The sequence below is a fragment of the Burkholderia sp. SJZ089 genome (assembly GCF_007828315.1).
Taxonomy (GTDB): Bacteria; Pseudomonadota; Gammaproteobacteria; order Burkholderiales; family Burkholderiaceae; genus Burkholderia; species Burkholderia gladioli.
This window is the reverse complement of sequence record NZ_VIUM01000017.1, coordinates 74,236-100,176: the sequence shown is the minus strand read 5'-3', so window position 1 is coordinate 100,176 and position 25,941 is coordinate 74,236. Positions and strand designations below refer to the sequence as shown.

The 25,941-nt window shown below is 65.6% G+C and carries 26 protein-coding genes and 1 tRNA gene; 6 read left to right on the top strand and 21 right to left on the bottom strand.

Annotated features, from left to right (window positions below):
• Positions 1-8: 8 nt before the first annotated feature.
• From tssA to FB600_RS27720, 9 genes are all read right to left on the bottom strand, one after another.
• Positions 9-1,163, bottom strand: a complete 1,155-nt coding sequence (gene tssA, locus FB600_RS27760) for a type VI secretion system protein TssA (RefSeq protein ID WP_096749825.1) — start codon at positions 1,161-1,163, stop codon at positions 9-11.
• A 137-nt stretch (positions 1,164-1,300) separates the two neighbouring features.
• On the bottom strand, positions 1,301-3,976 hold the full coding sequence (tssH, locus tag FB600_RS27755) for a type VI secretion system ATPase TssH (RefSeq protein ID WP_145757705.1): 2,676 nt from the start codon (positions 3,974-3,976) through the stop codon (positions 1,301-1,303).
• 76 nt (positions 3,977-4,052) lie between these two features.
• Complete coding sequence (gene tssG, locus FB600_RS27750; protein ID WP_098181350.1) at positions 4,053-5,150, bottom strand: type VI secretion system baseplate subunit TssG; 1,098 nt, start codon at positions 5,148-5,150, stop codon at positions 4,053-4,055.
• Positions 5,114-6,952, bottom strand: a complete 1,839-nt coding sequence (tssF, locus tag FB600_RS27745) for a type VI secretion system baseplate subunit TssF (RefSeq protein ID WP_013696467.1) — start codon at positions 6,950-6,952, stop codon at positions 5,114-5,116. The genes tssG and tssF overlap by 37 nt, the downstream gene beginning before the upstream one ends.
• Before the next feature lie 77 nt (positions 6,953-7,029).
• Positions 7,030-7,512: a type VI secretion system baseplate subunit TssE gene (gene tssE, locus FB600_RS27740; protein WP_013696466.1), complete on the bottom strand. Its 483-nt coding sequence runs from the start codon at positions 7,510-7,512 to the stop codon at positions 7,030-7,032.
• 88 nt (positions 7,513-7,600) lie between these two features.
• On the bottom strand, positions 7,601-8,104 hold the full coding sequence (locus FB600_RS27735; RefSeq protein WP_013696465.1) for an Hcp family type VI secretion system effector: 504 nt from the start codon (positions 8,102-8,104) through the stop codon (positions 7,601-7,603).
• A 76-nt stretch (positions 8,105-8,180) separates the two neighbouring features.
• On the bottom strand, positions 8,181-9,671 hold the full coding sequence (gene tssC, locus FB600_RS27730; RefSeq protein ID WP_013696464.1) for a type VI secretion system contractile sheath large subunit: 1,491 nt from the start codon (positions 9,669-9,671) through the stop codon (positions 8,181-8,183).
• A 15-nt stretch (positions 9,672-9,686) separates the two neighbouring features.
• A complete protein-coding gene (tssB, locus tag FB600_RS27725) occupies positions 9,687-10,205 on the bottom strand; it encodes a type VI secretion system contractile sheath small subunit (protein ID WP_013696463.1) in 519 nt (172 codons plus the stop codon).
• 36 nt (positions 10,206-10,241) lie between these two features.
• Entirely contained in the window at positions 10,242-10,892 is a 651-nt protein-coding gene (locus FB600_RS27720) for a tetratricopeptide repeat protein (RefSeq protein ID WP_096749827.1), read from the bottom strand.
• Between the two features lie 373 nt (positions 10,893-11,265).
• On the opposite strand from FB600_RS27720, the gene tssJ reads away from it, so the two are divergent.
• The 3 genes from tssJ to icmH all read left to right on the top strand — a co-directional run bounded on the left by tssJ (position 11,266) and on the right by icmH (position 14,112).
• On the top strand, positions 11,266-11,883 hold the full coding sequence (tssJ, locus tag FB600_RS27715; protein WP_046581236.1) for a type VI secretion system lipoprotein TssJ: 618 nt from the start codon (positions 11,266-11,268) through the stop codon (positions 11,881-11,883).
• Positions 11,884-11,983: 100 nt separating this feature from the next.
• Positions 11,984-13,330: a type VI secretion system baseplate subunit TssK gene (tssK, locus tag FB600_RS27710; RefSeq protein WP_036048467.1), complete on the top strand. Its 1,347-nt coding sequence runs from the start codon at positions 11,984-11,986 to the stop codon at positions 13,328-13,330.
• Positions 13,327-14,112, top strand: coding sequence for a type IVB secretion system protein IcmH/DotU (gene icmH, locus FB600_RS27705; RefSeq protein ID WP_013696459.1), 786 nt, complete (start codon positions 13,327-13,329; stop codon positions 14,110-14,112). The genes tssK and icmH overlap by 4 nt, the downstream gene beginning before the upstream one ends.
• 94 nt (positions 14,113-14,206) lie before the next feature.
• On the opposite strand, the gene FB600_RS27700 is transcribed toward icmH, so the two are convergent.
• Both FB600_RS27700 and yiaA read right to left on the bottom strand, forming a co-directional pair.
• Positions 14,207-15,391 (bottom strand): sensor domain-containing diguanylate cyclase, encoded by a 1,185-nt coding sequence (locus FB600_RS27700; RefSeq protein WP_145757706.1) that lies wholly within the window; start codon positions 15,389-15,391, stop codon positions 14,207-14,209.
• Between the two features lie 386 nt (positions 15,392-15,777).
• Positions 15,778-16,221: an inner membrane protein YiaA gene (gene yiaA / locus FB600_RS27695; RefSeq protein WP_013696457.1), complete on the bottom strand. Its 444-nt coding sequence runs from the start codon at positions 16,219-16,221 to the stop codon at positions 15,778-15,780.
• 594 nt (positions 16,222-16,815) lie between these two features.
• Here yiaA and FB600_RS27690 point away from each other — a divergent pair.
• Both FB600_RS27690 and FB600_RS27685 read left to right on the top strand, forming a co-directional pair.
• Complete coding sequence (locus FB600_RS27690) at positions 16,816-17,298, top strand: DUF2778 domain-containing protein (protein ID WP_145757707.1); 483 nt, start codon at positions 16,816-16,818, stop codon at positions 17,296-17,298.
• The gene (locus FB600_RS27685; protein WP_098181354.1) at positions 17,295-17,579 is read left to right on the top strand and encodes a hypothetical protein; all 285 of its coding nucleotides are present in this window, start codon (positions 17,295-17,297) and stop codon (positions 17,577-17,579) included. Before FB600_RS27690 ends, FB600_RS27685 begins: the two co-directional genes overlap by 4 nt.
• 174 nt (positions 17,580-17,753) lie before the next feature.
• Here FB600_RS27685 and FB600_RS27680 read toward each other — a convergent pair.
• From FB600_RS27680 to FB600_RS27650, 7 genes are all read right to left on the bottom strand, one after another.
• A tRNA-Thr gene (locus FB600_RS27680) sits at positions 17,754-17,829 on the bottom strand.
• A gap of 18 nt (positions 17,830-17,847) precedes the next feature.
• The gene (locus FB600_RS27675; protein WP_013696450.1) at positions 17,848-18,348 is read right to left on the bottom strand and encodes a ClpXP protease specificity-enhancing factor; all 501 of its coding nucleotides are present in this window, start codon (positions 18,346-18,348) and stop codon (positions 17,848-17,850) included.
• A 67-nt stretch (positions 18,349-18,415) separates the two neighbouring features.
• Positions 18,416-19,027, bottom strand: a complete 612-nt coding sequence (locus tag FB600_RS27670) for a glutathione S-transferase N-terminal domain-containing protein (protein WP_012734444.1) — start codon at positions 19,025-19,027, stop codon at positions 18,416-18,418.
• Between the two features lie 95 nt (positions 19,028-19,122).
• The gene (locus FB600_RS27665; RefSeq protein ID WP_036033633.1) at positions 19,123-19,881 is read right to left on the bottom strand and encodes a cytochrome c1; all 759 of its coding nucleotides are present in this window, start codon (positions 19,879-19,881) and stop codon (positions 19,123-19,125) included.
• Between the two features lie 22 nt (positions 19,882-19,903).
• Positions 19,904-21,286, bottom strand: coding sequence for a cytochrome b (locus FB600_RS27660; RefSeq protein WP_013696448.1), 1,383 nt, complete (start codon positions 21,284-21,286; stop codon positions 19,904-19,906).
• Positions 21,286-21,906, bottom strand: coding sequence for a ubiquinol-cytochrome c reductase iron-sulfur subunit (petA, locus tag FB600_RS27655; protein WP_013696447.1), 621 nt, complete (start codon positions 21,904-21,906; stop codon positions 21,286-21,288). Before petA ends, FB600_RS27660 begins: the two co-directional genes overlap by 1 nt.
• 221 nt (positions 21,907-22,127) lie before the next feature.
• Complete coding sequence (locus FB600_RS27650) at positions 22,128-22,874, bottom strand: Nif3-like dinuclear metal center hexameric protein (RefSeq protein WP_145757708.1); 747 nt, start codon at positions 22,872-22,874, stop codon at positions 22,128-22,130.
• Positions 22,875-22,895: 21 nt separating this feature from the next.
• On the opposite strand from FB600_RS27650, the gene FB600_RS27645 reads away from it, so the two are divergent.
• A complete protein-coding gene (locus FB600_RS27645; RefSeq protein ID WP_013696445.1) occupies positions 22,896-24,104 on the top strand; it encodes a Do family serine endopeptidase in 1,209 nt (402 codons plus the stop codon).
• A 155-nt stretch (positions 24,105-24,259) separates the two neighbouring features.
• Here FB600_RS27645 and tatC read toward each other — a convergent pair whose 3' ends face one another.
• Genes tatC through tatA form a run of 3 tightly spaced genes read right to left on the bottom strand, consistent with a single transcriptional unit; the run spans position 24,260 to position 25,907 of the window.
• Positions 24,260-25,039 carry a twin-arginine translocase subunit TatC gene (gene tatC, locus FB600_RS27640; protein ID WP_013696444.1) on the bottom strand — a complete coding sequence of 260 codons (780 nt, stop codon included), beginning with the start codon at positions 25,037-25,039 and terminating at the stop codon, positions 24,260-24,262.
• Positions 25,040-25,086: 47 nt separating this feature from the next.
• A complete protein-coding gene (gene tatB / locus FB600_RS27635; RefSeq protein ID WP_013696443.1) occupies positions 25,087-25,641 on the bottom strand; it encodes a Sec-independent protein translocase protein TatB in 555 nt (184 codons plus the stop codon).
• A gap of 26 nt (positions 25,642-25,667) precedes the next feature.
• Positions 25,668-25,907, bottom strand: a complete 240-nt coding sequence (tatA, locus tag FB600_RS27630) for a Sec-independent protein translocase subunit TatA (protein WP_145757709.1) — start codon at positions 25,905-25,907, stop codon at positions 25,668-25,670.
• Positions 25,908-25,941 lie beyond the last annotated feature (34 nt).

Below are 25,941 nucleotides of genomic sequence, written 5' to 3'. Positions count from 1 at the left end.
GCGCCCGCTCAGTTGTTCTCGTCGGGCTTCAGGCCCAGCAGCTCGCGGATATGCGACAGCGAGCCGTCGTCTTTCACCACCGAGGCCAGCCACTGGTGCAGCGGCATGTCGGCCCATTCGGCGGCCTTGTCGGCGAGATAGGCGACCGGGCTGTGCGGCTCGGTGGCACGGAAATACTTGGCGACGGCGCGCAACTGCTCGACGGCCTGCGCGCGATTCTGGATGCCGGCGATCACGGTCGGCGCGGCGACCTGGACCGGGACGGGCTGAACGGGCTGGACGTGGGGCATCGGTGCGATCGGCTCCGGGGAAAGCGGGGTCTTGAAGCTCGGTTCGGCGCGTTCGAGCGGGGCGCCCTGGCCGGGCTGCGCGGGCGGCGGCGCCACCGGCTGCGCCTCGGCCACGTAACCCTGCTCCTTGGCGAAACGCTCGGCCAGCATGCGCACCGTTTCGTAGGCCTCGCGCGCTTGGCGGAAGCTCGGCGCGGCATTGCCGGCGCGCCGCTCGAGCTCGTCGTCGAGCGCGTCGAGCGCGGCGCGGAACGCCGTCAGCTTGGCCAGCAGCGTGGCGTAGAAGGCCACCGAGGTCATCCGCTTGGAGGCCTCGATCTGCTCGACCGCGGGCTTGTTGCGCGAGATTTCGTGGGCATTGTCGGGGTCGCGCCGTACCGCCTGCGCGACGTGCTGCGCCACCTCCCAGTCGAGCGCGGTATAGGCGCTGCCCGAGCCGTCGGTCAGCGCGACGGTGCGCAGCAGCTCGGCGGTGCGCCCGGACAGCCAGCCGACATTGCCGAGCCGGTATTCGGCGTCGTCGCCCTCGGGCAGCGGATGCACCTGGTCCCACCAGGTATGCACCAGCCCCGCCAGCAGCTCGTAGCCCTGGGTCAGCCCGCCCACGCCGTCCTGGATCGCCAGCGCCTCGGTGAGCCAGACCGCCAGGCGCAGGTCCTTGGTGCGCGTGCCGAGCAGCTCGACCGACTGCTCGACCACGAAGCCCCAGTCGGCTTCCTTGATTTCGGTGATCCATTCGCCCTGGTCGAGCGAGGGATCGTCGAATTTGCGCGCGTGCTGGATCGCGTCGAATTCGGACGAGAACAGCAGGTCCTCGCCGCAGGGCGAGGCCTCGCTGAGGGGCGCCAGAAGCGCGGTGACGTGAATCGGCATGATCGTGGTGACTACTCGAAACGACTCGGAAAGCGGCGGCGCCTCGTGCGCGGGGCACCGCCGGGATGCTTCGGGAAACTCGGGCTCGCGCGGCCGGCTCGATTCGACGGGCCCAGCCACGCGCGACGAACGACAGCTTACTCCACCGTGTACTCGAATTCGCCGGCCTCGCTGGCGCGCACCGCGATGCGCTTGAGCGCGGTGCCGTCGGCGAGCCGCTCCAGCACGTGGCCGGCGATCTCGGGCAGCAGCGTGCCATTGAGGATGTGGTCGACGTTGCGGGCGCCCGAATCGACCTCGGTGCAGCGCGCCAGCACCGCCTCCACCAGCGACTCGTCCCACTCGAAGGCGGCCTTGTGGTTGGCTTCGATGCGGCGGCGGATGCGATCCAGCTTCAGCTCGATGATCTCGACCAGCACCTCGTCCGAGATCGGGTAATAGGGCACCACCTTCATGCGGCCCAGGAAGGCCGGCTTGAAGGCCTTGTAGAGCGCCGGGCGCAGCGTCTCGGCGAGCGCGTCGGGGTCCGGCAGCTCCTCTTCCGGCTTGTTCAGGCAGGCCTGCATCACCTGGCTCGAACCGACGTTCGAGGTCAGGATGATCAGGGTGTTGCGGAAGTCGATCTCGCGGCCCTCGGCGTCGTCCATCGCGCCCTTGTCGAACACCTGGAAGAACATCTCCAGCACGTCCGGGTGGGCCTTCTCGACCTCGTCGAGCAGCACCACCGAATAGGGATTGCGGCGCACCGCCTCGGTCAGCACGCCGCCCTCGCCGTAGCCGACGTAACCCGGCGGCGAGCCCTTCAGGCCCGACACGCTGTGCGCCTCCTGGTACTCGCTCATGTTGATGGTGACCATCTTGCGCTCGCCGCCGTAGAGCACGTCGGCCAGCGCCAGCGCCGTCTCGGTCTTGCCCACGCCCGAGGGTCCGACGAACATGAACACGCCGCGCGGCTTGTTCGGATCCTCCAGCCCGGCGGTGGCGGTGCGCACGCGCTGCGCCACCGCGTCGAGCGCGTGGTCCTGGCCGATCACGCGCGCGCCGAGCAGGGCATTGAGGTTCATCACGGTCTCGATCTCGTCCTTGACCATGCGCCCGAGCGGGATGCCGGTCCAGGCCGCGACGATCTCGGCCACCACGTGGCCGTCGACCTGCAGCGGCACCATCGGCTCGACGCCCTGCAGGGCCGCCAGCGCGGCGATGCGCTCGGCCAGCTCGGCGCGCACCGCGTCCTCGTCGATGCGTTCGCCCTCGGCCGAGCCCTCGCGCGCCGCGTCGATCCTCGCGCGCAGCGCGACGATCTCGGCCACCACCGCCTGCTCCTCGGCATAACGTCGCCGGGCCGTCTCCAGCGCGGCCACATCGGCCTCGCGCGCCACCCGCAGCACCGCCAGCCGTTCCTCGTGCGAGGCGCCGCCGGCCACCTCGCGCTCCAGCGAGGCGATCTCGGCGTCGGTGCGCTCCAGGCGCTTGCTGGTGTCGTCGATCACGGCCGGCGTCGCGCTCTGCGCCAGCGCGACCTTCGCGCAGGCGGTGTCGAGCACGCTGATCGCCTTGTCGGGCAGTTGCCGGCCGCTGATGTAGCGATGCGAGAGCCGCACCGCCTCGGTGATCGCGTCGTCGAGGATGCGCACGTTGAAGTGGCGCTCCATCAGCCCGGCCATGCCGCGCAGCATGGCGGCCGCCAGCGGCTCGCTGGGCTCCTCGATCTTGACCACCTGGAAGCGCCGCGCCAAGGCAGCATCCTTCTCGAAGTACTTCTTGTACTCGCTCCAGGTGGTGGCCGCGATGGTGCGCAGCTCGCCGCGCGCCAGCGCCGGCTTGAGCAGGTTGGCCGCATCGTTCTGCCCGGCCTGGCCGCCCGCGCCGATGATGGTGTGGGCCTCGTCGATAAACAGGATGATCGGGTGCGCGCTCTTCTTGACCTCGTCGATCACGCTCTTCAGGCGGTTCTCGAACTCGCCCTTCACGCTCGCGCCGGCCTGCAGCAGGCCCATGTCGAGCACATGCAGCGCCACGCCGGCCAAGGGCGGCGGCACGTCGCCGGCGGCGATGCGCAGCGCCAGCCCTTCCACCACGGCGGTCTTCCCGACCCCCGCCTCGCCGGTCATGATCGGATTGTTCTGGCGGCGCCGCATCAGGATGTCGATCGCCTGGCGGATCTCGGCGTCGCGGCCGATCACCGGGTCGATCTTGCCTTCCCTGGCGCGCTGCGTGAGGTTGGTGGTGTAGGTGTCGAGCGCGGGCGTCTTCGAGGGGCCGCCCGCGGCGCCGGCCGCCGCCTCGGCCGCCACGTCGGTCTGGTCGCCGGCGCCGGCATCGGCCTCGCGCGGCTCGGCCTCGTTCGAGCCGGCCGTGATCTCGTCGAACTTGTGCTTGAGGTCGGTCACGCGCACGCGCGAGAACTGCGGCGACATGCGCTGCGCGAACTGCGCCAGGTCGGGCGCGCTCAGCAGCGCGAGCAGCAGGTGGCCCGAGCGGATCCGCCCGATCTGCGCGTCCAGCGAGGCGATCAGCCAGGCCTGCTCGAACAGCTCGCTCAGGTGCACCGAGAACACCGGCGTGCGCGTGTTGCCGCGCTTGAGGCTCTCCAGCTCGCGTTCGAGGTCGGCGCGCAGCGCATGCGGATCGACGCCGCTGGCGCGCAGCACCACCGGCATGTCGCCGCTGGTCTCGTCGAGCAGCGCGACGAACAGGTGCTCGAGATCGACCTCGTAGTGGCCGCGCGCAAAACACAGGCTCGCCGCGCGTTCGGCCGCCTTGCGGCAGGTCGGGTTCAGTTTCGCAATCAGGGTCTTGAGTGGCGTGCTCATGAGGTCGGTCGCTCTCGGGTTCGCTCGGTGTTGGTTCGGTATTGTTGCTTGGGTTCGGCCCGGCGCGGGCCGCCGCTCAATGGATCACATGCAGTTCGTAGCGCGCGTCGGCGCGATCGCGCTCGGCCTCGTGGGTGCAGAGGAAAGCGTCCCAGCCGAGCCGCCCGCCGCTGCCGAGGATGGTCGGGCCGACCTCGGCGCGCTTGAGCACCAGCGAGATCTCGTATTCGAGCGTGATGCCGGCCAGCAGCGTCAGCATGCGCTCCAGCGCGATGGCGCGATCGCCGCCGGGCAGGAAGGCCTCGTAGTCGCGCTTGGACAGCGGCCCCACCACCAGCCGGGCGCGCATGTCGCGCTGCCAGACTCGCTCGCCGACCAGCGCGGTCGCGCCCAGCGTGGCATTGACCTCGCCCAGCACGCTCAACTGGTCGGGCGGCACGTCGTACCACTTGCCGACGAACTGATCGACGCGGATCGACACCTGGAAATAGTCGGACAGGGTGCGCTGCAGGTAGGCGGCCGACACCGGCCGATGGCGCGCGGCCAGCGCGTAACCGGCGATGGCCTCGTCGATCACCGCGCCCTTGCCTTCCTGCATGGCGCGCCGCGCGTCGGGATTCGACACGCCGGCCAGCGACAGCAGCAGCGGCAGGTAGCGCTCGTCGCGGTCGAGCTCGTAATGCAGGGGCAGGCGGTACTTCTTCCAGGCCGAATAGAACAGCGCGGTGGCGCGGTTCGAGAACACGTCGAAGAAGGCGCGCGCGGCGTGGTCGCGCTTCAACTGCTCGCGCGCGATGATCTGCTCGGTGTAGTGATGCGGCAGCGCACCCTGCCCGCCCAGCAGCCCGAAGAAGGCCGGCACGATCTCGACGCGGTCGACCTGCTCGTCCTCGATGGCGGCGCGATGCGCCTCCTCGTCCACCCGCTCGCCGGCCGCGTCGAAGGACTGCGCGCGCTCGATCTCGCTGGGCGGGAACCCAAGCGACAGCGAGTTGCGGAACAGCACCCGCCGCTCGACGATCTCGCCGGGGCGCAGCGCGTCGGGCTTCTCCGGATCGCGCCGGGCGAACCAGGTTTCGAGCAGCCGCACCGCCTGGAAGAACTCGAAGCGATACGGCTCGTCGAGGAACTGCTCGACTACGCCAGGATCGATTCGCCGCTGCGCGGTTTGCATCGCATGATCTCCTCGCCGGTGCGCTTGGACACGACGATCAATTGGACAAAGCTGTTGAGGTGGACGTAGAGGCCGAAGAAGGCGTCGAGCATCCGCACGAAGGACGCCAGGCTGGTGCCGACGAAGTGCTCCTCGTCGATCGTCAGGCGGATCTCGATGCCGCGCACGAAGGTCGCGAAGGGCTTGCCGGGCAGCCATTGCACGGCACCGCGCTGCTCGATCGCCACCAGCCCGTCGATATGCCGGGTCGAGACCGCCGAGCGGCGCAGGTCGTAGAGCGTGAGCAGTTCCTTGAGCGGCGCCAGGCCGTCGTTGGCCAGCGACACGTGGTTCAGCGCCAGGTGCGAGATCAGCCGCCAGTGGGCGGCGCGCCCGCGCGCGAAACGCACGCTGGGGCTGGGCCGGCGCAGCATCGTGATGTCGCCGAAATCGGCGCCGCCGTCGGCGAACAGGTCGCCGCCGGCCAGGCCGGTGGCCAGCCCCGCCGGCAGGTCGCGGTTGGTGCAGGTCAGGCGCAGGCTCAGCGTGTCGGTCTGCGGCGCGGAAGGCTCGAAGTCGATGTCGACGATCGAGATCTCGGTCTCGTAGCCGGGGCTGTGCTGGGCCACCCAGTCGTTGCGGCGCGCGAACCAATAATGGCCGACATGCCCGGCCTCGCCATGGTGCAGCGAATAGAAGGGCCGGAACTCGACCACCGATTCCTCGTGCGCGGTCTGGCGCACCAAGTGCACCGAATCGATCGAATAGACCTCGTAGGCGAAGGCGCGGCGCGCCTCGGCGATCACCGGGTAGGAAACGCTCTGGTGGTCGATGCGGATCGGCTCGCCGTTCTGCTTGAACAGGTTGACCACCGGCGTGCAGAACAGGCGCAGGTGGGTCGCGCTCAGCATGTCGAGCAGCCGCGCCACGTGCGAGTCGCTGCGCACGTCGGCCAGCACGATGTGCAGGGTCAGGCGATGGCAGGGGCCGGCGCGGCGCGTCATCGCGGCCAGGTCGAAATCGACGAAGTCGAACTTGTCGGGGAACGCGAAGTATTCGGTCAGCAGGCGGTAGGCCGGGTGCGAGCGCGACGGGTAGTCGATCAGCGCGTCATGCTCCTCGAAGCCGGCCTGGGTGACGGGCGAGCTGCGCAGCGCGGTCCAGCGGCCGTTGCGCTCGGGCTCGACATAGGTGGCGAGCGTGTTGATGAACAGGCAGTCGGCCAGCGCGGCGACGAAGGACTGCTCGCCGTGCAGGTGGGCGCGCAGCGTCGGCAGCTTGAGCCCGGCCAGGTCGAACTGCGGCGCCATCGATTCGAAGGTGATCGAGATCACGCCGGTGGCGTTGCCGGGCAGCACGGTGGCGGCCGGCGCGGCGGCGATCGAGGAATAGCGCGCCTCGGAGATGCGGATCGGCGCGATCGTCACGTCGTAGGCGGTGCGGAACTGGCATTGCACGCCGCGGATCGCGCGGCTCTTCAGCTCGGTGCCGCGCGCCACCCGATGCGGCGCGGTCTGCTGCGAGACGTTGGCGCTCGGCGTGAACTGCGCGATCGAACAGGACGGGAAGGAGCGCAGGTAGTGCGGATACAGCACGTCGACCAGCGCCTCGGTGAATTCCGGGTAGTCGTCGTCGAGCTTCTTGTTGATGCGCGCGCCCAGCAGCGCGAAGGACTCGATCATGCGCTCGACGTGCGGGTCGTCGCAATGCTCACCGGTCATCGCCAGGCGCGCGGCGATCTTCGGGTAGCGTCGGGCGAATTCGTGCGAGTACCGCCGTAAAAACGATAATTCGCGCTCGTAGTACGGCAGCAACTCTTCCATCGATGTTCCCCGAGGGCGCCCCTCGCGGGGCTGATCGTCACCGCGTCAGGCAGCCCGCGCGGCGATCCGGATTGATGTCAAACCTTGGCGGCGCGTCCGCGCGTCACCGAGTACTGCAATGTGGACGGCTGCAGCATCGCGTCGAAACTGACGGGCTCCTGCGCCGGATGCACGACCAGCATCGCGCGAATCGCGAAATTCAGCGAATTGGTGGATTGCTCGTTCAATTCGAACGATACCGCCACCTGCCGCAGGCGCGGCTCGTGCCGGTCGATCGCCTGCTGGATCGACTTGCAGATGAAGGCGCGGTCGTAGTGGCTCGCGAGGCTCAGGCCCGCGAAATCGTTGAGGCCGTAGGTCAGCACCGATTGCTGGCATTCCGGCAGCGCATGGAGGTCTTCGTCGGTCAGCGCGATGCGCGTGTTCAGGATCGACTCGACATCGCGGGCGACCGTGCTTTTCAGCTCGTCCAGCGACAATTGCCGCATCGCGGGCGAGGCCGGCTGATGCGGTTCGTCGTCGAACAGCTTGTCGAGGAAACTCGGCTCGAAACGTTTCATGGAACGGCGGGGCTACACAACGGCTGATGCTGGACGACCGGGGCAAAACGAAAGACGGGGCACCGCGTGCCCCGTCCTCGTCACGCGCTCAGACCGCGTAGGTCTTGTCGTTCTTGGTCAGGCTCCAGGCGCCCTGCGTGTTGCCGCCCTGGTTGCCGCCGATGTTCTGCTTGGTCTGCTTCCACTGCACGGCAGCGTACTTCAGCGAGAACTGCTCGACCGGCAGGCCTTCGGTCTGCACGCTCGGCGTGACGCTCGAGATGATCACGTACTTCAGCTTGATCTCGAGGTACTTGACGCGCTTGCCTTCGCCGTCCGAACGCATGAAGTCGATCGAGACTTCATCGAAGGTGGTGCCGCCCGACGCGTGCTGGTACAGCAGCGGGCTGGCCATGTCGAGTTCCTTGGTGAACACCATGTCGCTGTGTTCGCAACGCTCAGCCGTGTGGCCGCCCGAGGTCGACGAGGTCGCCGAACGCGGTTGCGTGACCGACCAGTCCCAGGACTTGAGCTCGATCCAGTTGGCGTGGTCCTTGTCCTGCGATTCGCCCTTGATCGCCGGATTCCCGAAATTCAGATAGATATCTAACATGACGCTTCGACTCCCCAAAGAGGTGGTTTTCAACTCCTACCCGAGCGGCCCGCCCGAGCGACTTCTACTCAATCGCTTATGAATTTGCCGATTTGGGCAGATCCGCGACCAGGCGCAGCGAGATCGACAGCTCGTCGAGTTGGAAGTGCGGACGCAGGAACGCGACCGAACGATACGAACCCGGCTTGCCCGGAATCTCGGACACCTGCACGGATGCTTCGCGCAGCGGAAACTGCGCTTTCTGTTCCTGCGTCGCGTTGTCGTCCAGCAGCACGTACTGGGAGATCCAGCGATTCAGGAAAGATTCCACGTTCTGCGCGGAGGCGAAGCTGCCGATCTTGTCCCGCATCATCGCCTTCAGGTAGTGCGCGATGCGCGACACCGAGAAGATGTACTGGAGTTGAGCGGACAGCACGGCGTTCGCATTCGCGCTATCGGTATTGTATTTTTTGGGTTTCTGGACCGATTGCGCGGCGAAGAAGGCCGCATAGTCGGAGTTCTTGCAGTGAACCAGCGGGATGAAGCCGAGGTCGCTCAGCTCCTTCTCGCGACGATCGGTGATCGCGATCTCGGTCGGGCACTTCAGCGCGATCTCGCCGTCGTCGGTCTTGAAGGTGTGGGTCGGCAGGTCTTCCACCAGGCCCCCGCCCTCCACGCCGCGGATCGCCGCGCACCAGCCGAAGTCGTCGAAGGCGGCCGTCAGGCGCGCCGCGAACGCCCAGGCGGCGTTGCACCACAGGTACTTGGAGTGATCGGTGCCGTCCACGTCCTCGACGAAGTTGAAGCTCTCGGCGGTCTGGCCGTCCTTCGGATGGAACGGCAGGCGGCCCAGGAAGCGCGGCAGCGTGAGGCCCACGTAGCGCGAATCCTCGGCGTCACGGAACGACTTCCACTTCGCGTACTCGACGGTATCGAACACCTTGCCGAGGTCGCGCGGCTTGCCGAGGTCGGCGAACGACTCCAGGCCGATCAGCTCGGGCGCGGCCGAGGCGATGAAGGGCGCGTGCGCGGCCGCGGCCACGTGCGACATCTGCTCGATGAAGTACATGTCCTCGGGCTGGCGCGAGATTTCGTAATCGCCGACCAGCGCGCCGAACGGGGCGCCGCCGAAGGTGCCGAACTCTTCCTCGTAGACCTTCTTGAACAGCGCGCTCTGGTCGAACTCGGTGGCGGCCTTGAAGTCGCGCACCAGCTCGCGCTTGGGCGCGTGCAGGGCCTTGATCTTGATGGTCGAGCCGGTATTGCTCTCCGAGACCAGGTAGTCGAGGCCGCGCCAGGTGCCCTCGAGCTTCTGGAATTCCGGCGCATGCATCACCGCGCTCATCTGCGCGGAAATGAGCCGGTCGAGTTCGGCGACGCGCGCGTCGATGGTCGCCGAGAGGTTGTCCGACACGATCACCGTGCCGTCGAGCACCTGATGCACGAGTTCGCCGATCAGATCCTTGGCGCGCGCGTGCTCCGATTGCGATTTCGCGACCTTGCTCTTCTCGACGATCTCGTCGAGCAGCGAGGTTTCGGCGCCCTCGAGCGCACCGGCCTGTTGGGCCGCAGCCGTTTGCTGATTCATCTCACACCCCGTAGCTTATTCGCCCTCTTTGTCGCCGCCGCCCGACTGCTTCGCGAGCGCCTGCAACTGCTGCGTGTTGCTGAGCACTTCGCTCAGCAGGTCCTCGAGCTTGTCGTTGCCGGCCAGCTTGTTGCGCAGGTCGGCCAGCTTCGAGCGCGCCTCGATCAGGCGGCGCAGCGGTTCGATCTGGTTGACCACCTGGTCCGGATCGAAATCGTCGAGCGAGCGGAACTTGAGGTCGACGGCGAACTTGCCGCCTTCCTCGCTGAGTTTGTTCTCGACCTGGTAGGCCGCGCGAGGCTCGATCGCCTTCATCACGTCGTCGAAGTTGTCGCGATCGATGTTGACGAACTTGCGGTCGCGCAGCTTCGGCATCTCGACCTCGGACTGACCGGCCAGGTCGCCGACCACGCCGACCACGAACGGCAGTTCCTTCACCTCGATCGCGTCGCCGCGCTCGACTTCGTAGGTCAGCTGCACACGGGGCGGCCGTACCTTTTGCAGGCGCTTCTGGATACTTTCTTTTTTCGCCATGACGGCTCCCGATAACGTGTGGTGGTTGAGGCGCGCTTAACGCAGCGCGCTGAACGGGTCGCCCCCGCCCTTGGCCGGCGCCGCCGCGGCGGGCTTGGCCGGGGCCGCGGGTGCCGACGAATCGGCGGCAGGGGCCTGGGCCGGCGCCGCCTCGCGCGTCACGCGCTTGCGGTAGATCTTGTGGCGCTTGACGGCCGGCTTCTGGGCCTGCTGCTCGGGCGGGAACAGCGCGTCCTCGCCGAGCGTGTCGCGCAGTTGCTTGGCCAGCGCCTGCGCGTCGGATTTGGCGTCGCCGGCCAGCGAGGCATCCTGGCGCAGCTCGCCCAGCGATTCGGTGGCGATGCGCAGGCCGGCCACCGCCAGCACGCTCTTCGACTGGCGATCGCTGTTGTCGCGCTGCAGCGCTTCCTGGGCCGCCACGATCGCCTGGCCGTAATGGCCTTGCTGGAACTGGATCTGCGCGATGCGGGCCCAGGGCTCCTCGCGCGTCGGGTCGGACTTGGCCAGTTGCTGGTAAAGGCCGATCGCCTTGTCCTGGTCACCCGCCTTGGCCACCGCGTCGGCGTCGTCGAGCGACTTGTTGAATGCCTCGGGCGTCGGCGGTGCCGGCGGCTGCGTCGCACAGCCGGCCACCACGCCACATGCCACCACTACTGCGGAAAATCTTGCGAACAGTCGGTCTTTCATCGTTTTATCACCGGGCGCGGAGTTTTAAATCGTTGAGATTCAGTAGTTTTGCTTTGGTACAAGTGCGCGGGTATAGTACCGATCAATTTTTCATAATTCAATGACCATGCGGCGAGAAGCGATTTAAATCGTCGGCGAAGCCCGCCGGGCACGGCTTGACGCAATCCGCCCGGGCAATCGGATAGCAATGGGATTGGCAACATTTACTTAAAAACTCGTAAATGCGACAAAATTGAAGAAAATTTTTCCGAACACATGAAAGGGAGTCGCGGGTGCTTCAACAACTGGGACACTCGCGCCATCCACACCGAAAAACCACGCGCTACGCCAGGCATTTCTGACAGGATCCGACTCTGGTCGCCCTCGATTCACGATGACTCCGTCCTTTCCCCGCTTCGCGCTGCCGCTCGTGGCCTGCGCCCTACTGGCAGGCTGCGCGGCGGCCGTGCCGCTGCTCGGTTCGGCCGGCAGCACGGCCCTGCAGATGGTCGGCCTCGGCAAGCCCGAGGTGCCCGACGCGCAGAAGCCGCCGCGCAATTTAGGCATTACCCTCTACGCGGCGCCGAACCTCAACGCGGCCAATGACAATAAGCCGCTGGCGCTGGTGGTGCGGCTCTACACGCTGAAGGACCCGACCTCGTTCCAGCAGGCGCCGTTCGATACCTTCACCGATCCGGCCAAGGAGAAGGCCGCGCTCGGCGCCGACCTGCTCGGCGTGCGCGAGGTCACCCTGATCCCGGGGCAGCGCTACAACGCCACCGAGAAGGTCTCGCGCGAGGCGCAGGCGTTCGGCATCGTCGCGCTGTTCCGCAGCCCGGCGCTGCAGCGCTGGAAGCTGGCTTTCGATCCGGCGAAATCGGAGAAATCCGGCATAATCATCGGCCTGCACAACTGTGCGATGACCGTGACGGATGGCAGCGTGATTGCGCCGCAGCAGGGTATGCCGGCCCAGCAGCTGAATATGCTCTCATCAGTCAGCTGCGGTAATTAATGACTCGACGACGATTCAAGCTCGATTAAAGAAGTTTGACAGTTAGATGAATCAGGGCGCGATTAATCGAACCGCATCCTAATCACATTCAAGGTTTGACATGAGTTATTCGGCCAAGGTGCTGTGGGGTGAAGGCCTGTTTCTGAGGCCGCAGCACTTTCAACGCCAGGACGCGTATCACGAGGCGCGCCTGTTCGAGTCGCTGCAGGCGATCCAGCCTTACAACTGGGGCGTGCGCTCGGTGAAGCTCGACCGCGACGCGATCAGCAGCAACGTGCTGCGCCTGTCGGAGCTGTCGCTGATCTTCCCGGACGGCGCGCTCTACTCCGCGCCGCAGGCCGACGACCTGCCGCCGCCGGTGGCGCTGGACACGCTGCCCGAGGGCATCAACGATTTCACCTTCTACCTGGCCCTGCATCCGCTGCGCGAGGCCGGCTCGAACTACGTCGAGGACGCCGAGGGCGGTTTCCTGAGCCGCTTCACCAGCGACAACGCGCCGGTCGCCGACCAGTTCACCGACGCGGCCGACGCCGACATCACCTTCCTGAAGACCAACGTCAAGCTGATCGCCCATAGCGAGCCGCGCGACCAGTTGCTGGCGATCCCGCTGGTGCGCGTGCGCCGCACCGCCACCTCGGGTTTCGAGTTCGACGACAGCTTCGTGCCGCCGTGCCTGGCGATCGAGGCCTCGGGGGTCCTGATGCAGCGGCTGCGCCAGCTGATCGACGCGCTGCAGGCCAAGGTCAACGCGCTGTACGGCTTCCACCGCGAGCCGACCAAGAACATCATCGAATTCCGCTCGGGCGACATCGCCTCGTTCTGGCTGCTGCACACGGCCAATGCCGCGTTCGCCTCGCTCGCCCACCTGTACCAGCATTCGGCGCTGCATCCGGAGCGGCTGTTCCAGGAACTGCTGCGTCTGGCCGGCCAGTTGATGACCTTCTCGAAGTCCTACGCGCTGGCCGACCTGCCGGCCTACCGGCACGACGATCCGGGCCCGCCGTTCGCGCGCCTGGACACCATGCTGCGCGAGCTGCTCGAGACCGTGATCTCGACGCGCTACTTCGCCATCACGCTGGAGGAGGTGCGGCCCTCGTTCCATATCGGCCGCCTCGATTCCGGCAAGATCGACGACAAGACCGAGTTCTACCTGGCCGTGTCGGCCGACATGCCCTCGGTCGAGCTGGTCGACGCGGTGCCGGCGCGTTTCAAGGTCGGCGCGCCCGACGATGTCGACAAGCTGGTGCTGTCGGCCATGCCGGGCGTACGCCTGTCCTACACGCCGCAGGTGCCGCCCGCGATTCCGGTGCGCCCGGGCGCCTGCTACTTCGCGCTCGATGCGCGCAGCCCGCTGTATGAACGGATGCTGCAATCGCAATCGGCGATGATCTACGCGCCCTCGGGCATCAACGACCTCAAATTCGAACTGATCGCCGTCACATCATGAGCTACGCGCCCTCCCTGTTCGGCGGCACCACGCCGCCCCCCGCCCCGCATTCGGCCTCGTCGACCGACGCCAGCTTCCAGGCGCGCTCGCTGCTCGACCTGCTCTATGACGGCTTCTTCATGATGTTCCTGCTGAAGAACGGTCGCGAGCCCGGCGAGGCGAACGAGTTCCGCACGCGGATCCAGGAGTTCCTGGCCGATTTCGAGCGCGGCGCGAAGAAGCTCAATGCCGGCGCCGACGACGTCTACGCCGCCAAGTTCGCGTTCTGCGCGGCGATCGACGAGGCGGTGCTGTCCTCGCAGTTCAAGGTGCGTGCCGAGTGGGAGCGCCGCCCGCTGCAGCTGGTGCTGTTCGGCGAGCAACTGGCCGGCGAGAAGTTCTTCCAGTACCTGGAGGAATGCCGCGCGCACGGCGTGGCGCGCCTGCAGTCGCTGGAGGTGTTCCACATGTGCCTGCTGCTGGGCTTCCAGGGCAAGTACCTGCTCGAGGGACCGGAGAAGCTCGCCTACCTGACCGCGCGGATCGGCGACGAGATCGCCCAGATGAAGGGCAAGCGCGCGCCTTTCGCGCCGCATTGGGCGCTGCCCGACCAGATCGCGCACCGCCTCAAGCGCGAGGTGCCGCTGTGGGCGATCGGCGCCGTGTTCGCGCTGGTCGGCCTGCTGGCCTTCGTGGGGCTCAACGCCTATCTGCGCGATCACACGCTGAAGGCGCTGGCGCCCTATTCGCAGATCATCAAGGTCGGGCCGGAATCGGCCAACCTGACGATCTCGCTGCCCTGAGTCTCCCATCCTCGCGCGGGGCGCGCCCGACACGGGCCGCCCCGCCGTCTTGCAGCACCGCCCCTTCCTTTCGGATTCCTTCCCGCGCGGCGCCTCAGTCCTGCTCGACCAGCATGTTCGTCTGCACGCGTCCCGAGTGCAGGCAGACGCGGTTGCGTCCCGCCACCTTGGCGTCGTAGAGCGCCTGGTCGGCACGCGCCGCCAGTTGTTCGAGCGTCTCGCCGGGCTGGCGGCTGGCCAGGCCGCCGCTGGTGCTGTACGAACAGAGGCCGGTGGTGGTCACCACCTCGTGCCGACTCACCTCGTCGCGCAGGCGCTCGGCGATGCGGTAGGCATCGGCCAGCGTGGTATTCGGCAGCAGGATCGCGAACTCCTCGCCGCCCAGACGCCCGAGCGCATCGCCGCCGCGCAGCCGGCTGCGCATCAGGTCGGTGAATTCGCGCAGCACGTTGTCACCGCCGGCATGGCCGTAGGTATCGTTGATGGACTTGAAGTGGTCGAGGTCGACCAGCAGCAGCGAGAGCGGCTTGCCGTTGAGCTCGGCATCCTCGACGCGCGCCCGCGCGACGAACTCGAAGCGCTGTCGCGACAGCGCGCCGGTCAGGAAATCATGGTCGATCACCTGGCGCGCCTCGCGTTGCAGCGAATCGTGCACCAGCAGGATCGCGCACATCGACATCACCGGCATGATCGCCGCGCCCACGCCCAGCAGCAGCACATTGGCGGTGGCCGCGAGCTGGCTCGCCTGCATGGCCTCGGGCAGCAGCACGAAACCGGCGCCGCGCGCGAGCTGGCTCAGCGCGAAGATGATCGCGAGCGCGGCGGCGGCCAGGTAGGGATAGCGCGACTGACCGGTTCGTCGTCGCAGCAGCACCACGGCGGCAATCGCGATGCACACGGCGGCGCTGAACAGCGCCGTGATTGCCACGCGCATCGGCAGGCTGTCGACCGCGTAACGCCAGTAGGTCAGTGCCGGCAGCGTCAGCGCGGTGAGCAGCGCGAGCCAGGGCCAATGCGGGGGAATCTTCAGAAAGCGCGCGTAGCCGGCGTAGAGCGTCACGCCCGAGAGCAGCAGCAGGCCATTGGCGATCACGATCGACAGCAGGTCCGGCACCAGGCCGCGCGCGAGGATCAGCGCCAGCGACACCGACAGCAGCAGGTTCGCGGCAAACCATTCGCGCACGCCCGCCGCCTGGGTACGAGCCAGAGAGCCGAGCAGCACGAGCGTCAGGAGCCCGAACAGTGCGGTAGTAGCCAGAGCAACGGTGACGGCGGACATGGCAGGTGCGGAAACTCGGCACGGCGTCGGACTGCACGTCGTACTCGGACGGATCGACAGGCGAAGTCCGGAATTTAACAGTTTCGGACCAAGCGAAATGTGAAATAGGATGGCATGAGGCCATGCGCCAATCGTATCGACATGAGGATCGGCTGGTGCGCGCGATTCGATTCGGCTTACGAAAGTGAATCGGTGCGGCGAGGGAAACGTTTAATCGGGAAGTTTCGTGCTCCGGCAATTCCAGGTGGATCGGCCGATCGCGCGAGAAAATCGCGGGTTTTCGGCAGGCATCGCGAAGCCCCGCGATGAAAACGCGGGCCCGGCGATTTTCCGGAAATGTGACCGACGCGGCACATCGCGCACCGCGTCGTATCGAAGGAAAGCGTTTATTCCTGCAGCGGGGGCAGCGCTTCTCCGTCGCGAAACTCCGGCCGCGCGGCCTGGATATCGCGCGTGTTCTTCTGCACCGCGATCGCGCCGAACAGGGCGAGCAGGAAGGCCATGCCGTAGAAGCCCTTCTCGCTGGGCGCGAGCGTGGCATTGAACAAGCCGATCCCGAGCAGGGCCACCGCCAGCAGCGTCGCGATCCAGCACAGGCCGTAGTAGATGCCGGTCACGCGCAGCCCCTCCACACGGTCGCGCACGCTCTTCTGCAGCGAGACCGCCGCGAACAGGCCCAGCACCAGCACGGTGAAGTAGTAGCCCTTCTCGTTGAGCTGCATGCCGGCGTTCCAGAGGCCGAGCAGGTAGGCGACGACGCCGGCCAGCAGCGCGGCCCACGAGGCGGCGATGAAGGCGAACGAGGGTTGCTGCGTGGTGGCTTGGTTCATGGTGAGTGTCCTCGGATTGTTATTCGGATGTGCCTTCGGCACCTCGTTTCGCGGTGGATGCGATGGCGAGGTCATATGGTAATGAAACCGCGTAGGAAGGCAAAGGATTTGAAGGGGCGCGGGTGGATGATTGGGGGTTTATGGCCTGGATGTCGATGTCGTGCCTGGTCTCGACTCGCGAATTCATTTTTAATCAATCGACCTGGATCCACGCTCATTCATTTCATCATTATCGAAACCTCCACGGCAAGTTACCCACCTCCGGAATCCATGTATTACATAGACTTTGGAGAATTTTCACATCGAATTTTCGATCGCGATTTCCGAATTTCAAGCATTCGTCGATGAATGGATTTGTTATTTCTTCATCGAATTCATTCGCGAAATTATCGATAACCTTGGCCCACATTCGCTTGCCTGTTTTCGCGGCAATCTTCACTTTTTGATCCGGCCGCGCAAGCTATGGTGTCGCACCAAACACAGCCAGCTTGCCGTGTATGCGATTTCCGATGGAAGATAGCGCGGACCTAAAAGCGCTGGCGGCCGCAACGACGCCCAGCCACTATCGCTGAGAGCAAAGGATGCCGACCACCCATGCCCGTCGAATGCACGTTCGTCCTGAACAAGCAGAGCCTGTCAACGCTGCACTGCCCCGGATTCGGCAGCGTGTCGGCGTTCTCCGGCAACGGCCAACATATCAACAATCCCGACTCCGTTGCTGTAGCCGACAAGGGGCCACTGCCTCCCAGCATCTACTACATCATCGATAAGCAAAGCGGCGGCCACCTCGGCTGGTTCTGGGACAGTGTGAAAGACATCGGCACCAACACACACCGTGCCGACTGGTTCGCCTTGTATCGCAACGACGGGAAAATCGACGACGTCACTGTCATCAACGGCATCCGGCGGGCACATTTCCGGCTGCATCCGGTTGGCCGCCTCCGCGAAAGCGACGGCTGCATCACCCTGCCGAGCCTGGCGCAATTCACCAGGTTGCGCGCCTTTCTCAAGGCGCAACCTACATTCGACGTGCCTGGGACGAAGCTGAAGGCATATGGCCGGGTCACGGTCCGATGAAAATCATTGCCCGATTCGTGCTCGCGCTGCTGCTGACACTGCCCATTTATGCAGGCGTCACGGCGCTACCCTGGTTGTCACACTGGTTCAACTATGGCGCCGGCTGGGATGTGGTCGCACCGATCTTTCACGCGCTCGGCTCGGAAGGCGGGGAGCAAAACGATGACTTTCTTCTTGGCTCCCTGCTCGCGATCAGTTTTGTGCTGGCGTTGATCGCGTCGTGGATCGTGTTCGCATTGTTCGGCTGGATCGTGCGTCGATCGCACCGCCGCGACGCGTGAGCTGTAGCGAAGAGATTGAAGCGGATCAGCCGAGTGCCGCCTACGGCGAGTCGGCGATGCCGGCGCGGGCTACCTGCTGAAAACTGGTCGATCGCGTCGCTGTTTCTTGGGCGCGAGGAGCGTTCCAGAAACGACAAAGGGTTACGCGGACATCACGTAACCCTTTGATTTATTTGGTGCCGGCTGCAGGACTCGAACCCGCCACCTGATGATTACAAATCAACTGCTCTACCAGATGAGCTAAGCCGGCGTAGCCGCAGATTCTACCTCATTTCACGATCTTGAGGCGGGGTCGGTTGCTCTTTCCCGAGGCACCGCCATCGTCGTCGGGCGACGAGGCAGGCACATCCGCGCCTTCCGACGGCTCGGCCGCCTCTCGCGCCGCTTCGTCGGCCGATGCCGGCGCAGCTTCGGCGACATCGTCCTCGATCGCCGACTCGCCAGGCTCGTCCGCGGTGGCGTCGACCTGAAAGGCCATGCCCTGCCCGTTCTCGCGCGCGTAGATCGCCAGCACGTTGGCGACCGGCACCTCGAGCTTGTGCGCCTTGCCCGAGAAACGCGCCGTGAACTCGATCCATTCGTTGCCCATCTGCAGCGCGCTGGTCGCCTCGAAGCTGATGTTCAACACGATCTCGCCGTCGCGTACATACTGCCGCGGCACGCGCGTCGAATTGTCGACGCGCACCGCGATGTGCGGCGTATAACCGTTGTCTGTGCACCATTCGTACAACGCGCGCAGCAGATACGGTTTGGTGGAAGTCTCTTGCATCACAGTCCTCGTACGGGCACGAACGCGGCGGCTCGCCGCCGCGCGCGTACCGATGGCCGCAGGGCCGTTAACGACGCATCACCTTTTCCGAAGGCGTCAGCGCCTCGATATACGCCGGGCGGCTGAAGATACGCTCGGCGTACTTCATCAGCGGTGCCGCGTTCTTCGACAGCTCGATGCCGTAGTGATCCAGGCGCCACAGCAGCGGCGCGATCGCGACGTCGAGCATCGAGAACTCCTCGCCGAGCATGTACTTGTTCTTGACGAAGATCGGCGCGAGCTGGGTCAGGCGATCTCGGATCGCCAGGCGTGCCTTCTCGTGGTTCTTCTCGGCGGCCTTGCCCTTCTCGTTCTCGAGCGTGCTGACGTGGACGAACAGCTCCTTCTCGAAGTTCAGCAGGAACAGGCGCGCGCGCGCGCGCTGCACCGGGTCGGCCGGCATCAGTTGCGGATGCGGGAAGCGCTCGTCGATGTACTCGTTGATGATGTTCGACTCGTACAGGATCAGATCACGTTCGACGAGGATCGGCACCTGACCATAGGGATTCATCACGGCGATGTCTTCGGGCTTGTTGAACAAGTCCACATCGCGAATCTCGAAGTCCATGCCCTTTTCGAACAGCACCAGCCGGCAGCGCTGGGAGAAAGGACACGTCGTGCCGGAATACAGAACCATCATAATTTGCGTTTCCTCAAAAAAGCCGAGGGCCGACGCGCGGACAAACCTGCCAGCAGGTCTCTCCTTGCGCCGGCCCCACGCCGGTCTTGGCGTGTTTACTTGATATCTTTCCAATACGCGGCATTCAGCCGCCACGCGAAAAAGCTCAGGATGCCGAGGAACATCAGCACCCAGACGCCGACGCGCTTGCGGGTCTGCTGCTCGGGCTCGGCCATCCAGCCCAGGTACGCGACGAGGTCGGCCACGGCCGCATCATAATCCACCGAGGATAGCGTGCCGGGCGTGACAGTCTGGAATCCGACGAGCTTGTGTACCTTCTCGCCCGTTTCCAGGTCCTCGACATCCTCGTATTTCGCGGTGCGCTGCCCCTGCAGTTGCCAGAGCACATGCGGCATGCTGACGTTCTCGAACACCGCGTTGTTCCAGCCGGTCGGCCGCGTGTCGTCGCGGTAGAAGCTGCGCAGGTACGTGTAGAGCCAGTCGCGCCCGCGAGCCCGCGCCTCGACCGAGAGATCGGGCGGCGTCACGCCGAACCAGCTCTTCGCGTCGTCCGGCCGCATCGCGACGCTCATCGTATTGCCGACCTTGTCCGTCGCGAACAGGAGATTCGCCTCGATCTCCTTCTGGGAAATCCCCAGATCCGTCAGACGGTTGTAGCGCATCAGGTTGGCGCTATGGCAATTCAGGCAATAGTTTACAAACAATTGCGCGCCATGCTGCAGGGCAACGAGATTTTCCGCGTTATCGGGCGCCCGGTCGAGCGGAAAATTACCTTCGTCGGCACGCGCCGGGCCTGTCGCCAACGCCAGCGATGCGGCCCCGATCAGCAGGAACGTCTTCAGCAGCGTCCTCATCATCGTGTTCTCCTCGCTCGCATTAATGGGGCCGGAAATTGACGCGCTCGGGCGGACGCTTGAACGTGCCCAATCGGGTCCAGAACGGCATGCCCAGGAAGAACGCGAAGTAGATCAGCGCGCAGAACTGCGCGATCAGCGTCTTGGCCGGCGACGGCGATTGCGTGCCGAGAAAGGCGAGCGTGAAGAAGGCGAGGACGAAAATCCCCAGGAACACCTTGTGGAAGGTCGGCCGGTAGCGGATCGACTTGACCGGGCTGCGGTCCAGCCAGGGCAAGAAGAACAGCGAGACGACCGCCGAGCCCATCACCACCACGCCCCAGAACTTCGATTCGGTCAGCGCCATGAAGACCACCAGCGCGGCGGCCAGCACCGGCAGCCCGATCCGCCATTTGCCGCGCGCGCGCAGCAGCGCGACGATGCCGAGCAGCACGATCACCACCATCAGCACGATCTTGAACGGGTCGGTGGTGGCGCGCAGCATCGCATAGAAGGCCGTGAAGTACCAGACCGGCGCGATCTCGGGCGGCGTCTGCAGCGGGTTGGCCGGGATGAAGTTGTTGGCCTCCAGGAAGTAGCCGCCCATTTCCGGCGCGAAGAACACGATCAGCGCGAAGATCATCAGGAACACGCAGACGCCGAGGAAATCGTGTACCGAGTAATAGGGGTGGAACGGGATGCCGTCGAGCGGAATGCCGTTCTCGTCCTTCTTCTCCTTGATCTCGATGCCGTCCGGGTTGTTCGAGCCCACCTCGTGCAGCGCCACCAGGTGCGCCACCACCAACCCCACCAGCACCAGCGGGATCGCGATCACGTGGAAGGCGAAGAAGCGGTTCAGCGTCACGTCGGACACCACGTAGTCGCCGCGGATCCAGAGCGACAGGTCGGGGCCGACGAAGGGGATCGCCGAGAACAGGTTCACGATCACCTGCGCGCCCCAGAACGACATCTGGCCCCAGGGCAGCAGGTAGCCGAAGAAGGCCTCGGCCATCAGGCACAGGAAGATCGCGCAGCCGAAGATCCACACCAGTTCGCGCGGCTTGCGGTACGAGCCGTAGAGCAGGCCGCGGAACATGTGCAGGTAGACCACCACGAAGAACATCGAGGCGCCGGTGGAATGCATGTAGCGGATCAGCCAGCCCCAGGGCACCTCGCGCATGATGTACTCGACCGACGCGAAGGCCAGCGTCGAGTCGGGTTTGTAGTTCATGGTGAGGAAGATGCCGGTGACGATCTGGTTGACCAGCACCAGCAGCGCCAGCGAGCCGAAGAAGTACCAGAAGTTGAAGTTCTTCGGCGCGTAGTACTCGGTCACGTGCTTCTTGATCGAGGCCGTGAGCGGGAAGCGCTCGTCGATCCAGCCGATGAAGCCCGTCGTGGAGACATTCTTGTTATCGGTCGCCATCACGCTTCTCCTTTCTCGTCCTTGCCGATCACCACCGTGGTGGCCGAGGTGAACATGTAAGGCGGAATATCGAGATTCTGTGGCGCCGGCTTGTTCTTGAAGACGCGACCGGCAAGGTCGTAGGTCGAGCCGTGGCAGGGACAGAGGAAACCGCCCGGCCAGTCGTCGGGCAGGTTCGGCTGCGGGCCGGGCGTGAAGCGCGAGGTGGGCGTGCAGCCCAGGTGCGTGCACACGGCCAGCACGACGAGGATGTTCTTGTGGTCGGTGCGCGAGCGATACTCGTTGTCGCAGTACGCCGGCAAGGGCATCGAATACGGGCTCTTGGTCTTGGGATCGGCCAGTTCCGGGTCGGCCTTCTTCACGTCGGCGAGCATCGCGTCGGTGCGGTTCAGGATCCAGACCGGCTTGCCGCGCCAGGCCACGGTGACGAGTTCGCCGGGCTTGAGCGCGCTGATGTCGACCTCGACCGGCGCGCCGGCCGCCTTCGCCTTGGTCGACGGCGCGAGCGACGCCGCGAACGGTATGACCGTGGCGACACCACCGACACCGCTTGCTACGGATGTCGCAATCAGCCAAGTACGGCGGCCGCTGTCGACGCGTTTCTCTTCTTTATCTCGCATCTCACGCCCCACTTCTGAGTTGGATTCACCGTCACGACTTCGCATACCGCCGCTAGTGTGCGCGAACGGGGGTCCGATTTTCAAGGCCTGAATCTCGAAATCGACCAGAAGTCATTGATCGACAAGGGTTTCCCCCCAATCGCCGATCGATGTTTCCAACTCAGTTGTTAAGCGAACGCTTCATACCGTTTCGTGGGTGCGCCGCCGCATTTCCACCGCTTTCAGACCGGGTTGGGGATGTCGATGAAGGTGTGCTCGAAGCCGAAATGCTCTGACAAATGGCGGCCCAGCGCCTGGATGCCGTAGCGTTCGGTGGCATGGTGCCCCGCCGCAACGAAGGCCACCCCGCTCTCGGCCGCCGCATGCGTGACGAATTCGGAGGCTTCGCCGGTCAGGAACACGTCGGCGCCGGCCTCGATGGCGGCGTCGAAATAGCTTTGCGCGCCGCCCGTGCACCAGGCCACGCGACGCAGTAGCTGGTCCGCGTCGCCGAGCACCAGCGGCGTGCGCCCCAGCGTGTTCTCGACCTTGGCCGTGAAGTGCTCGAGCGAGACCGCCATCGGCAGACTCGCCATCCAGCCCAGGCCGTGCTCGCCGAAATAGCTGTCGGCCATCAGGCCGAGCCGCGCGCCGAGCTGCGCGTTGTTGCCGAAATCGGGATGGGCGTCGAGCGGCAAGTGGAAGGCGAACAGGTTCAGCTCGTTGGCCAGCAGCAGCTTCAGGCGCTGATACTTGCGGCCCGTCACCTGCGGCGCCTCGTTGCGCCAGAAATAGCCGTGGTGGACCAGCACCGCGTCGGCCCCCCATTCGACCGCGCGCTCGAGAAAGGCCAGCGAGGCGGTCACGCCGGTGGCGATGCGCTCGATGCGGCGGCGGCCCTCGACCTGCAGCCCGTTCGGGCAGTAGTCCTTGAAGCGCGCAATCTCGAGGGTATTGTTCAAGTACAATTCGAGTTCGATCCGGTCCATATATTCCCCTAATATCTTCAAATGCTTAGACGCTTCTGGCTGTTCTTCGCACAGGCTGTGACGGTACTGCTCGCGCTGATGTTCATCGTCGCGACCCTCAAGCCGCAGTGGCTACAGCGACAGGGGCAACTCGGCAAGCAGCTGGCGGCGCCGATCGTCGCGCTGCGCGAGGTGGCGCCCGGCGTTGGCGGCGCGCCCGCGCAGGCCTCGTATGCGGATGCCGCGCAAAAGGCCATGCCGGCCGTGGTCAACGTGTTCTCGAGCAAGGACGGCTCGCTGCCGCCCGATCCGCGCGCCAAGGACCCGCTGTTCCGCTACTTCTTCGGTGACCGCAATCCGCGCCGGCAGCAGGAGGAGCCCGCCTCGAATCTCGGTTCGGGCGTCATCGTGAGCCCGGAAGGTTACATTCTAACGAACCAGCACGTGGTGGACGGCGCCGACCAGATCGAGGTCGCGCTGGCCGACGGCCGCACCTCGACGGCCAAGGTGATCGGCAACGATCCCGAAACCGACCTGGCCGTGCTCAAGATCAACATGACCAACCTGCCGACCATCACCCTGGGCCGTTCGGACCAGGCGCGCGTCGGCGACGTGGTGCTGGCGATCGGCAACCCGTTCGGGGTCGGCCAGACCGTGACGATGGGCATCATCAGCGCGCTCGGCCGCAACCACCTCGGCATCAATACCTTCGAGAACTTCATCCAGACCGACGCGCCGATCAATCCCGGCAACTCGGGCGGCGCCCTGGTCGACGTGAGCGGCAACCTGCTCGGCATCAATACGGCGATCTACTCGCGCTCGGGCGGCTCGCTCGGGATCGGCTTCGCGATCCCCGTGTCGACCGCGCGCACCGTGCTGGAGAGCATCATCACCACCGGCGCCGTCACGCGCGGCTGGATCGGCGTCGAGCCGCAGGACCTCACGCCCGAGATCGCCGACTCCTTCGGGCTGCAGCAGAAGAGCGGCGCGATCGTCGCCGGCGTGCTGCAGGGCGGCCCGGCGGACAAGGCCGGCATCAAGCCCGGCGATATCCTGACCACGGTCAACAACGAGCCGATCACCGACACCACGCGCCTGCTCAACGTGGTCGCGCAGATCAAGCCGGGCACGCCGACCCAGGTCGAGGTGGTGCGCAAGACGCGCACGTTCACGGTGACGGTGGTGATCGGCAAGCGCCCGCCGCCGCCCAAGCAGGCGCTCGACGACCAGAACAACGACGACGCCGAATAAGCGGCCCGGAACCGCGGTCGCCAAGGCGACCCGGCAATGGGCGAGCGAGCCCGGCAGCCTCCTCGTCGGAGCGGCCCGCATCAAGCAAAAAGGACAGCCCCTCGGCTGTCCTTTTTTCATTGCCCTGAACGGGCCGCGGCGAGAACCTCGCCAGCTCAGCCCGCTGCCTGCGACTCCTCGTCGGCGGCCGGCTTGTTGCCGACGAAGATCCGCGCCGCCAGCAGGCCGATCTCGTAGAGCACCACCAGCGGCAGGGCCAGCATCAACTGCGAGAACACGTCGGGGGGCGTCACCACGGCCGACACCACGAAGGCGCCGACGATCACGTAGGGCCGGATCTCCTTGAGCTTCTTGAGCGGCAGCACGCCCATGCGCACCAGCAGCACCACCACCACCGGCACCTCGAAGGTGACCCCGAAGGCGAGGAACATTCCCAGCACGAAGCTCACGTAGTTGTTGATGTCGGTGGACATCTCGGCGCCGAGCGGGGCGTTGTAGTGCGCCATCACGCGAAAGATGGTCGGGAACACCACGAAGTAGGCGAAGGCCATGCCGCACAGGAACAGGAAGTAGCTGCTGCTCACCAGCGGCATCACCAGCCGCTTCTCGTGCTGATAGAGGCCCGGGGCCACGAAGGCCCAGATCTGGTAGAGCACGATGGGCAGCGCGATCACCAGCGCCACCAGCATCGTGACCTTCATCGGCACGAAGAACGACCCGGTCACGTCGGTGACGATCATCTTGCCGTCCTTGGGCAGGTTCTGCATCAGCGGCCGCGCCAGCAGCCGGAAGATGTCGGGCGCCCAGTACACCAGCCCGACGAACACCACGAGCACGGCCGCGCCGGCCCGCACCAGGCGGGTACGCAGTTCGACGAGATGGGAGATGAAGGTTTCTTCCCGGGCTTCTTCCGGGTTGTGCTGGGGGTCGCTCACACCGGCCCTCGATGGATGTGATGGGCGCGCGCGATCATCGTGCGCGGTCAGAAGAAACGGGTGGGCCGGCGCAGGCTGGCCGGCTGGTGGCGCGCCACGCGCGCGGCCCCCGACTGCACGTGCGTGCGGCGCGTGGTGGCGCGCTTGTACCAGGTGGGCGTGGCGCTCTGCTTGATGCGCCAGTTGCGGCGCTTGGGCGTGAAGGTGGCGCTGATCGGGCTGCCCTGCCAGGCGTGGGTGGAGCTGTCGTAGGGATCGTAGGACGAGCCGGCCCCGACCGACACGGGCCCCGCCGAGGCGCCCGATTCACCCGAGACGGCCGAGCTCCAGGCATCGTTGAGCTCGGTTTCGTGCTGGCGCAGATTGTCGTGGATGGTGGTCTCGACATTGCGCGCCGCGCTCTCGAAGTCGGTCTTCATGGTGCGCAGCGCATCGAGTTCGATCTCGCGCGACACCTCCGCCTTCACGTCGTTGATATAGCGCTGGGCGCGCCCGAACAGCGCGCCGGCGGTGCGGGCCACGCGCGGCAGGCGCTCGGGACCGAGCACCACCAGCGCGACGACGCCGATCAGCGCCATCTTGGAAAGACCGAGATCGAGCATCGCGGCGTCCTGTCAGCGCGAGGCGATCACGCCTTGTTCGAATCGGAGGAACGCGTCGCTTCCTTCGCGTCGACGCTCACCGAGCCCGTGCGCGGCAGTTGCTGCTGCGCGTCGGCCGGCGTTTCGTCTTCCTGCTTCATGCCGTCCTTGAAACCCTTGACCGCGCCGCCGAGGTCGCTGCCGAGATTGCGCAGCTTCTTGGTGCCAAACACCATCACGACGATCACCAAAACGATCAGCCAGTGCCAAATACTCAATCCGCCCATGATGCCACTCTCCTCAACCTCGCCGCCGCGGCGG

What these genes read in the sequence shown, in the direction of transcription:
- tssE (WP_013696466.1), bottom strand. Translation starts at nt 7,512, where the DNA reads ATGAAACGTTTCGAGCCGAGTTTCCTCGACAAGCTGTTCGACGACGAA.
- FB600_RS27645 (WP_013696445.1), top strand. Translation starts at nt 22,896, where the DNA reads ATGCTTAGACGCTTCTGGCTGTTCTTCGCACAGGCTGTGACGGTACTG.
- FB600_RS27735 (WP_013696465.1), bottom strand. Translation starts at nt 8,104, where the DNA reads ATGTTAGATATCTATCTGAATTTCGGGAATCCGGCGATCAAGGGCGAA.
- tssG (WP_098181350.1), bottom strand. Translation starts at nt 5,150, where the DNA reads ATGCAAACCGCGCAGCGGCGAATCGATCCTGGCGTAGTCGAGCAGTTC.
- FB600_RS27660 (WP_013696448.1), bottom strand. Translation starts at nt 21,286, where the DNA reads ATGGCGACCGATAACAAGAATGTCTCCACGACGGGCTTCATCGGCTGG.
- tssA (WP_096749825.1), bottom strand. Translation starts at nt 1,163, where the DNA reads ATGCCGATTCACGTCACCGCGCTTCTGGCGCCCCTCAGCGAGGCCTCG.
- tatB (WP_013696443.1), bottom strand. Translation starts at nt 25,641, where the DNA reads ATGCTCGATCTCGGTCTTTCCAAGATGGCGCTGATCGGCGTCGTCGCG.
- FB600_RS27720 (WP_096749827.1), bottom strand. Translation starts at nt 10,892, where the DNA reads ATGAAAGACCGACTGTTCGCAAGATTTTCCGCAGTAGTGGTGGCATGT.
- tssB (WP_013696463.1), bottom strand. Translation starts at nt 10,205, where the DNA reads ATGGCGAAAAAAGAAAGTATCCAGAAGCGCCTGCAAAAGGTACGGCCG.
- icmH (WP_013696459.1), top strand. Translation starts at nt 13,327, where the DNA reads ATGAGCTACGCGCCCTCCCTGTTCGGCGGCACCACGCCGCCCCCCGCC.
- tssH (WP_145757705.1), bottom strand. Translation starts at nt 3,976, where the DNA reads ATGAGCACGCCACTCAAGACCCTGATTGCGAAACTGAACCCGACCTGC.
- tssK (WP_036048467.1), top strand. Translation starts at nt 11,984, where the DNA reads ATGAGTTATTCGGCCAAGGTGCTGTGGGGTGAAGGCCTGTTTCTGAGG.
- FB600_RS27700 (WP_145757706.1), bottom strand. Translation starts at nt 15,391, where the DNA reads ATGTCCGCCGTCACCGTTGCTCTGGCTACTACCGCACTGTTCGGGCTC.
- FB600_RS27650 (WP_145757708.1), bottom strand. Translation starts at nt 22,874, where the DNA reads ATGGACCGGATCGAACTCGAATTGTACTTGAACAATACCCTCGAGATT.
- tssJ (WP_046581236.1), top strand. Translation starts at nt 11,266, where the DNA reads ATGACTCCGTCCTTTCCCCGCTTCGCGCTGCCGCTCGTGGCCTGCGCC.
- FB600_RS27685 (WP_098181354.1), top strand. Translation starts at nt 17,295, where the DNA reads ATGAAAATCATTGCCCGATTCGTGCTCGCGCTGCTGCTGACACTGCCC.
- FB600_RS27675 (WP_013696450.1), bottom strand. Translation starts at nt 18,348, where the DNA reads ATGCAAGAGACTTCCACCAAACCGTATCTGCTGCGCGCGTTGTACGAA.
- tssF (WP_013696467.1), bottom strand. Translation starts at nt 6,952, where the DNA reads ATGGAAGAGTTGCTGCCGTACTACGAGCGCGAATTATCGTTTTTACGG.
- FB600_RS27690 (WP_145757707.1), top strand. Translation starts at nt 16,816, where the DNA reads ATGCCCGTCGAATGCACGTTCGTCCTGAACAAGCAGAGCCTGTCAACG.
- petA (WP_013696447.1), bottom strand. Translation starts at nt 21,906, where the DNA reads ATGCGAGATAAAGAAGAGAAACGCGTCGACAGCGGCCGCCGTACTTGG.
- FB600_RS27665 (WP_036033633.1), bottom strand. Translation starts at nt 19,881, where the DNA reads ATGAGGACGCTGCTGAAGACGTTCCTGCTGATCGGGGCCGCATCGCTG.
- yiaA (WP_013696457.1), bottom strand. Translation starts at nt 16,221, where the DNA reads ATGAACCAAGCCACCACGCAGCAACCCTCGTTCGCCTTCATCGCCGCC.
- tatA (WP_145757709.1), bottom strand. Translation starts at nt 25,907, where the DNA reads ATGGGCGGATTGAGTATTTGGCACTGGCTGATCGTTTTGGTGATCGTC.
- tssC (WP_013696464.1), bottom strand. Translation starts at nt 9,671, where the DNA reads ATGAATCAGCAAACGGCTGCGGCCCAACAGGCCGGTGCGCTCGAGGGC.
- FB600_RS27670 (WP_012734444.1), bottom strand. Translation starts at nt 19,027, where the DNA reads ATGATGGTTCTGTATTCCGGCACGACGTGTCCTTTCTCCCAGCGCTGC.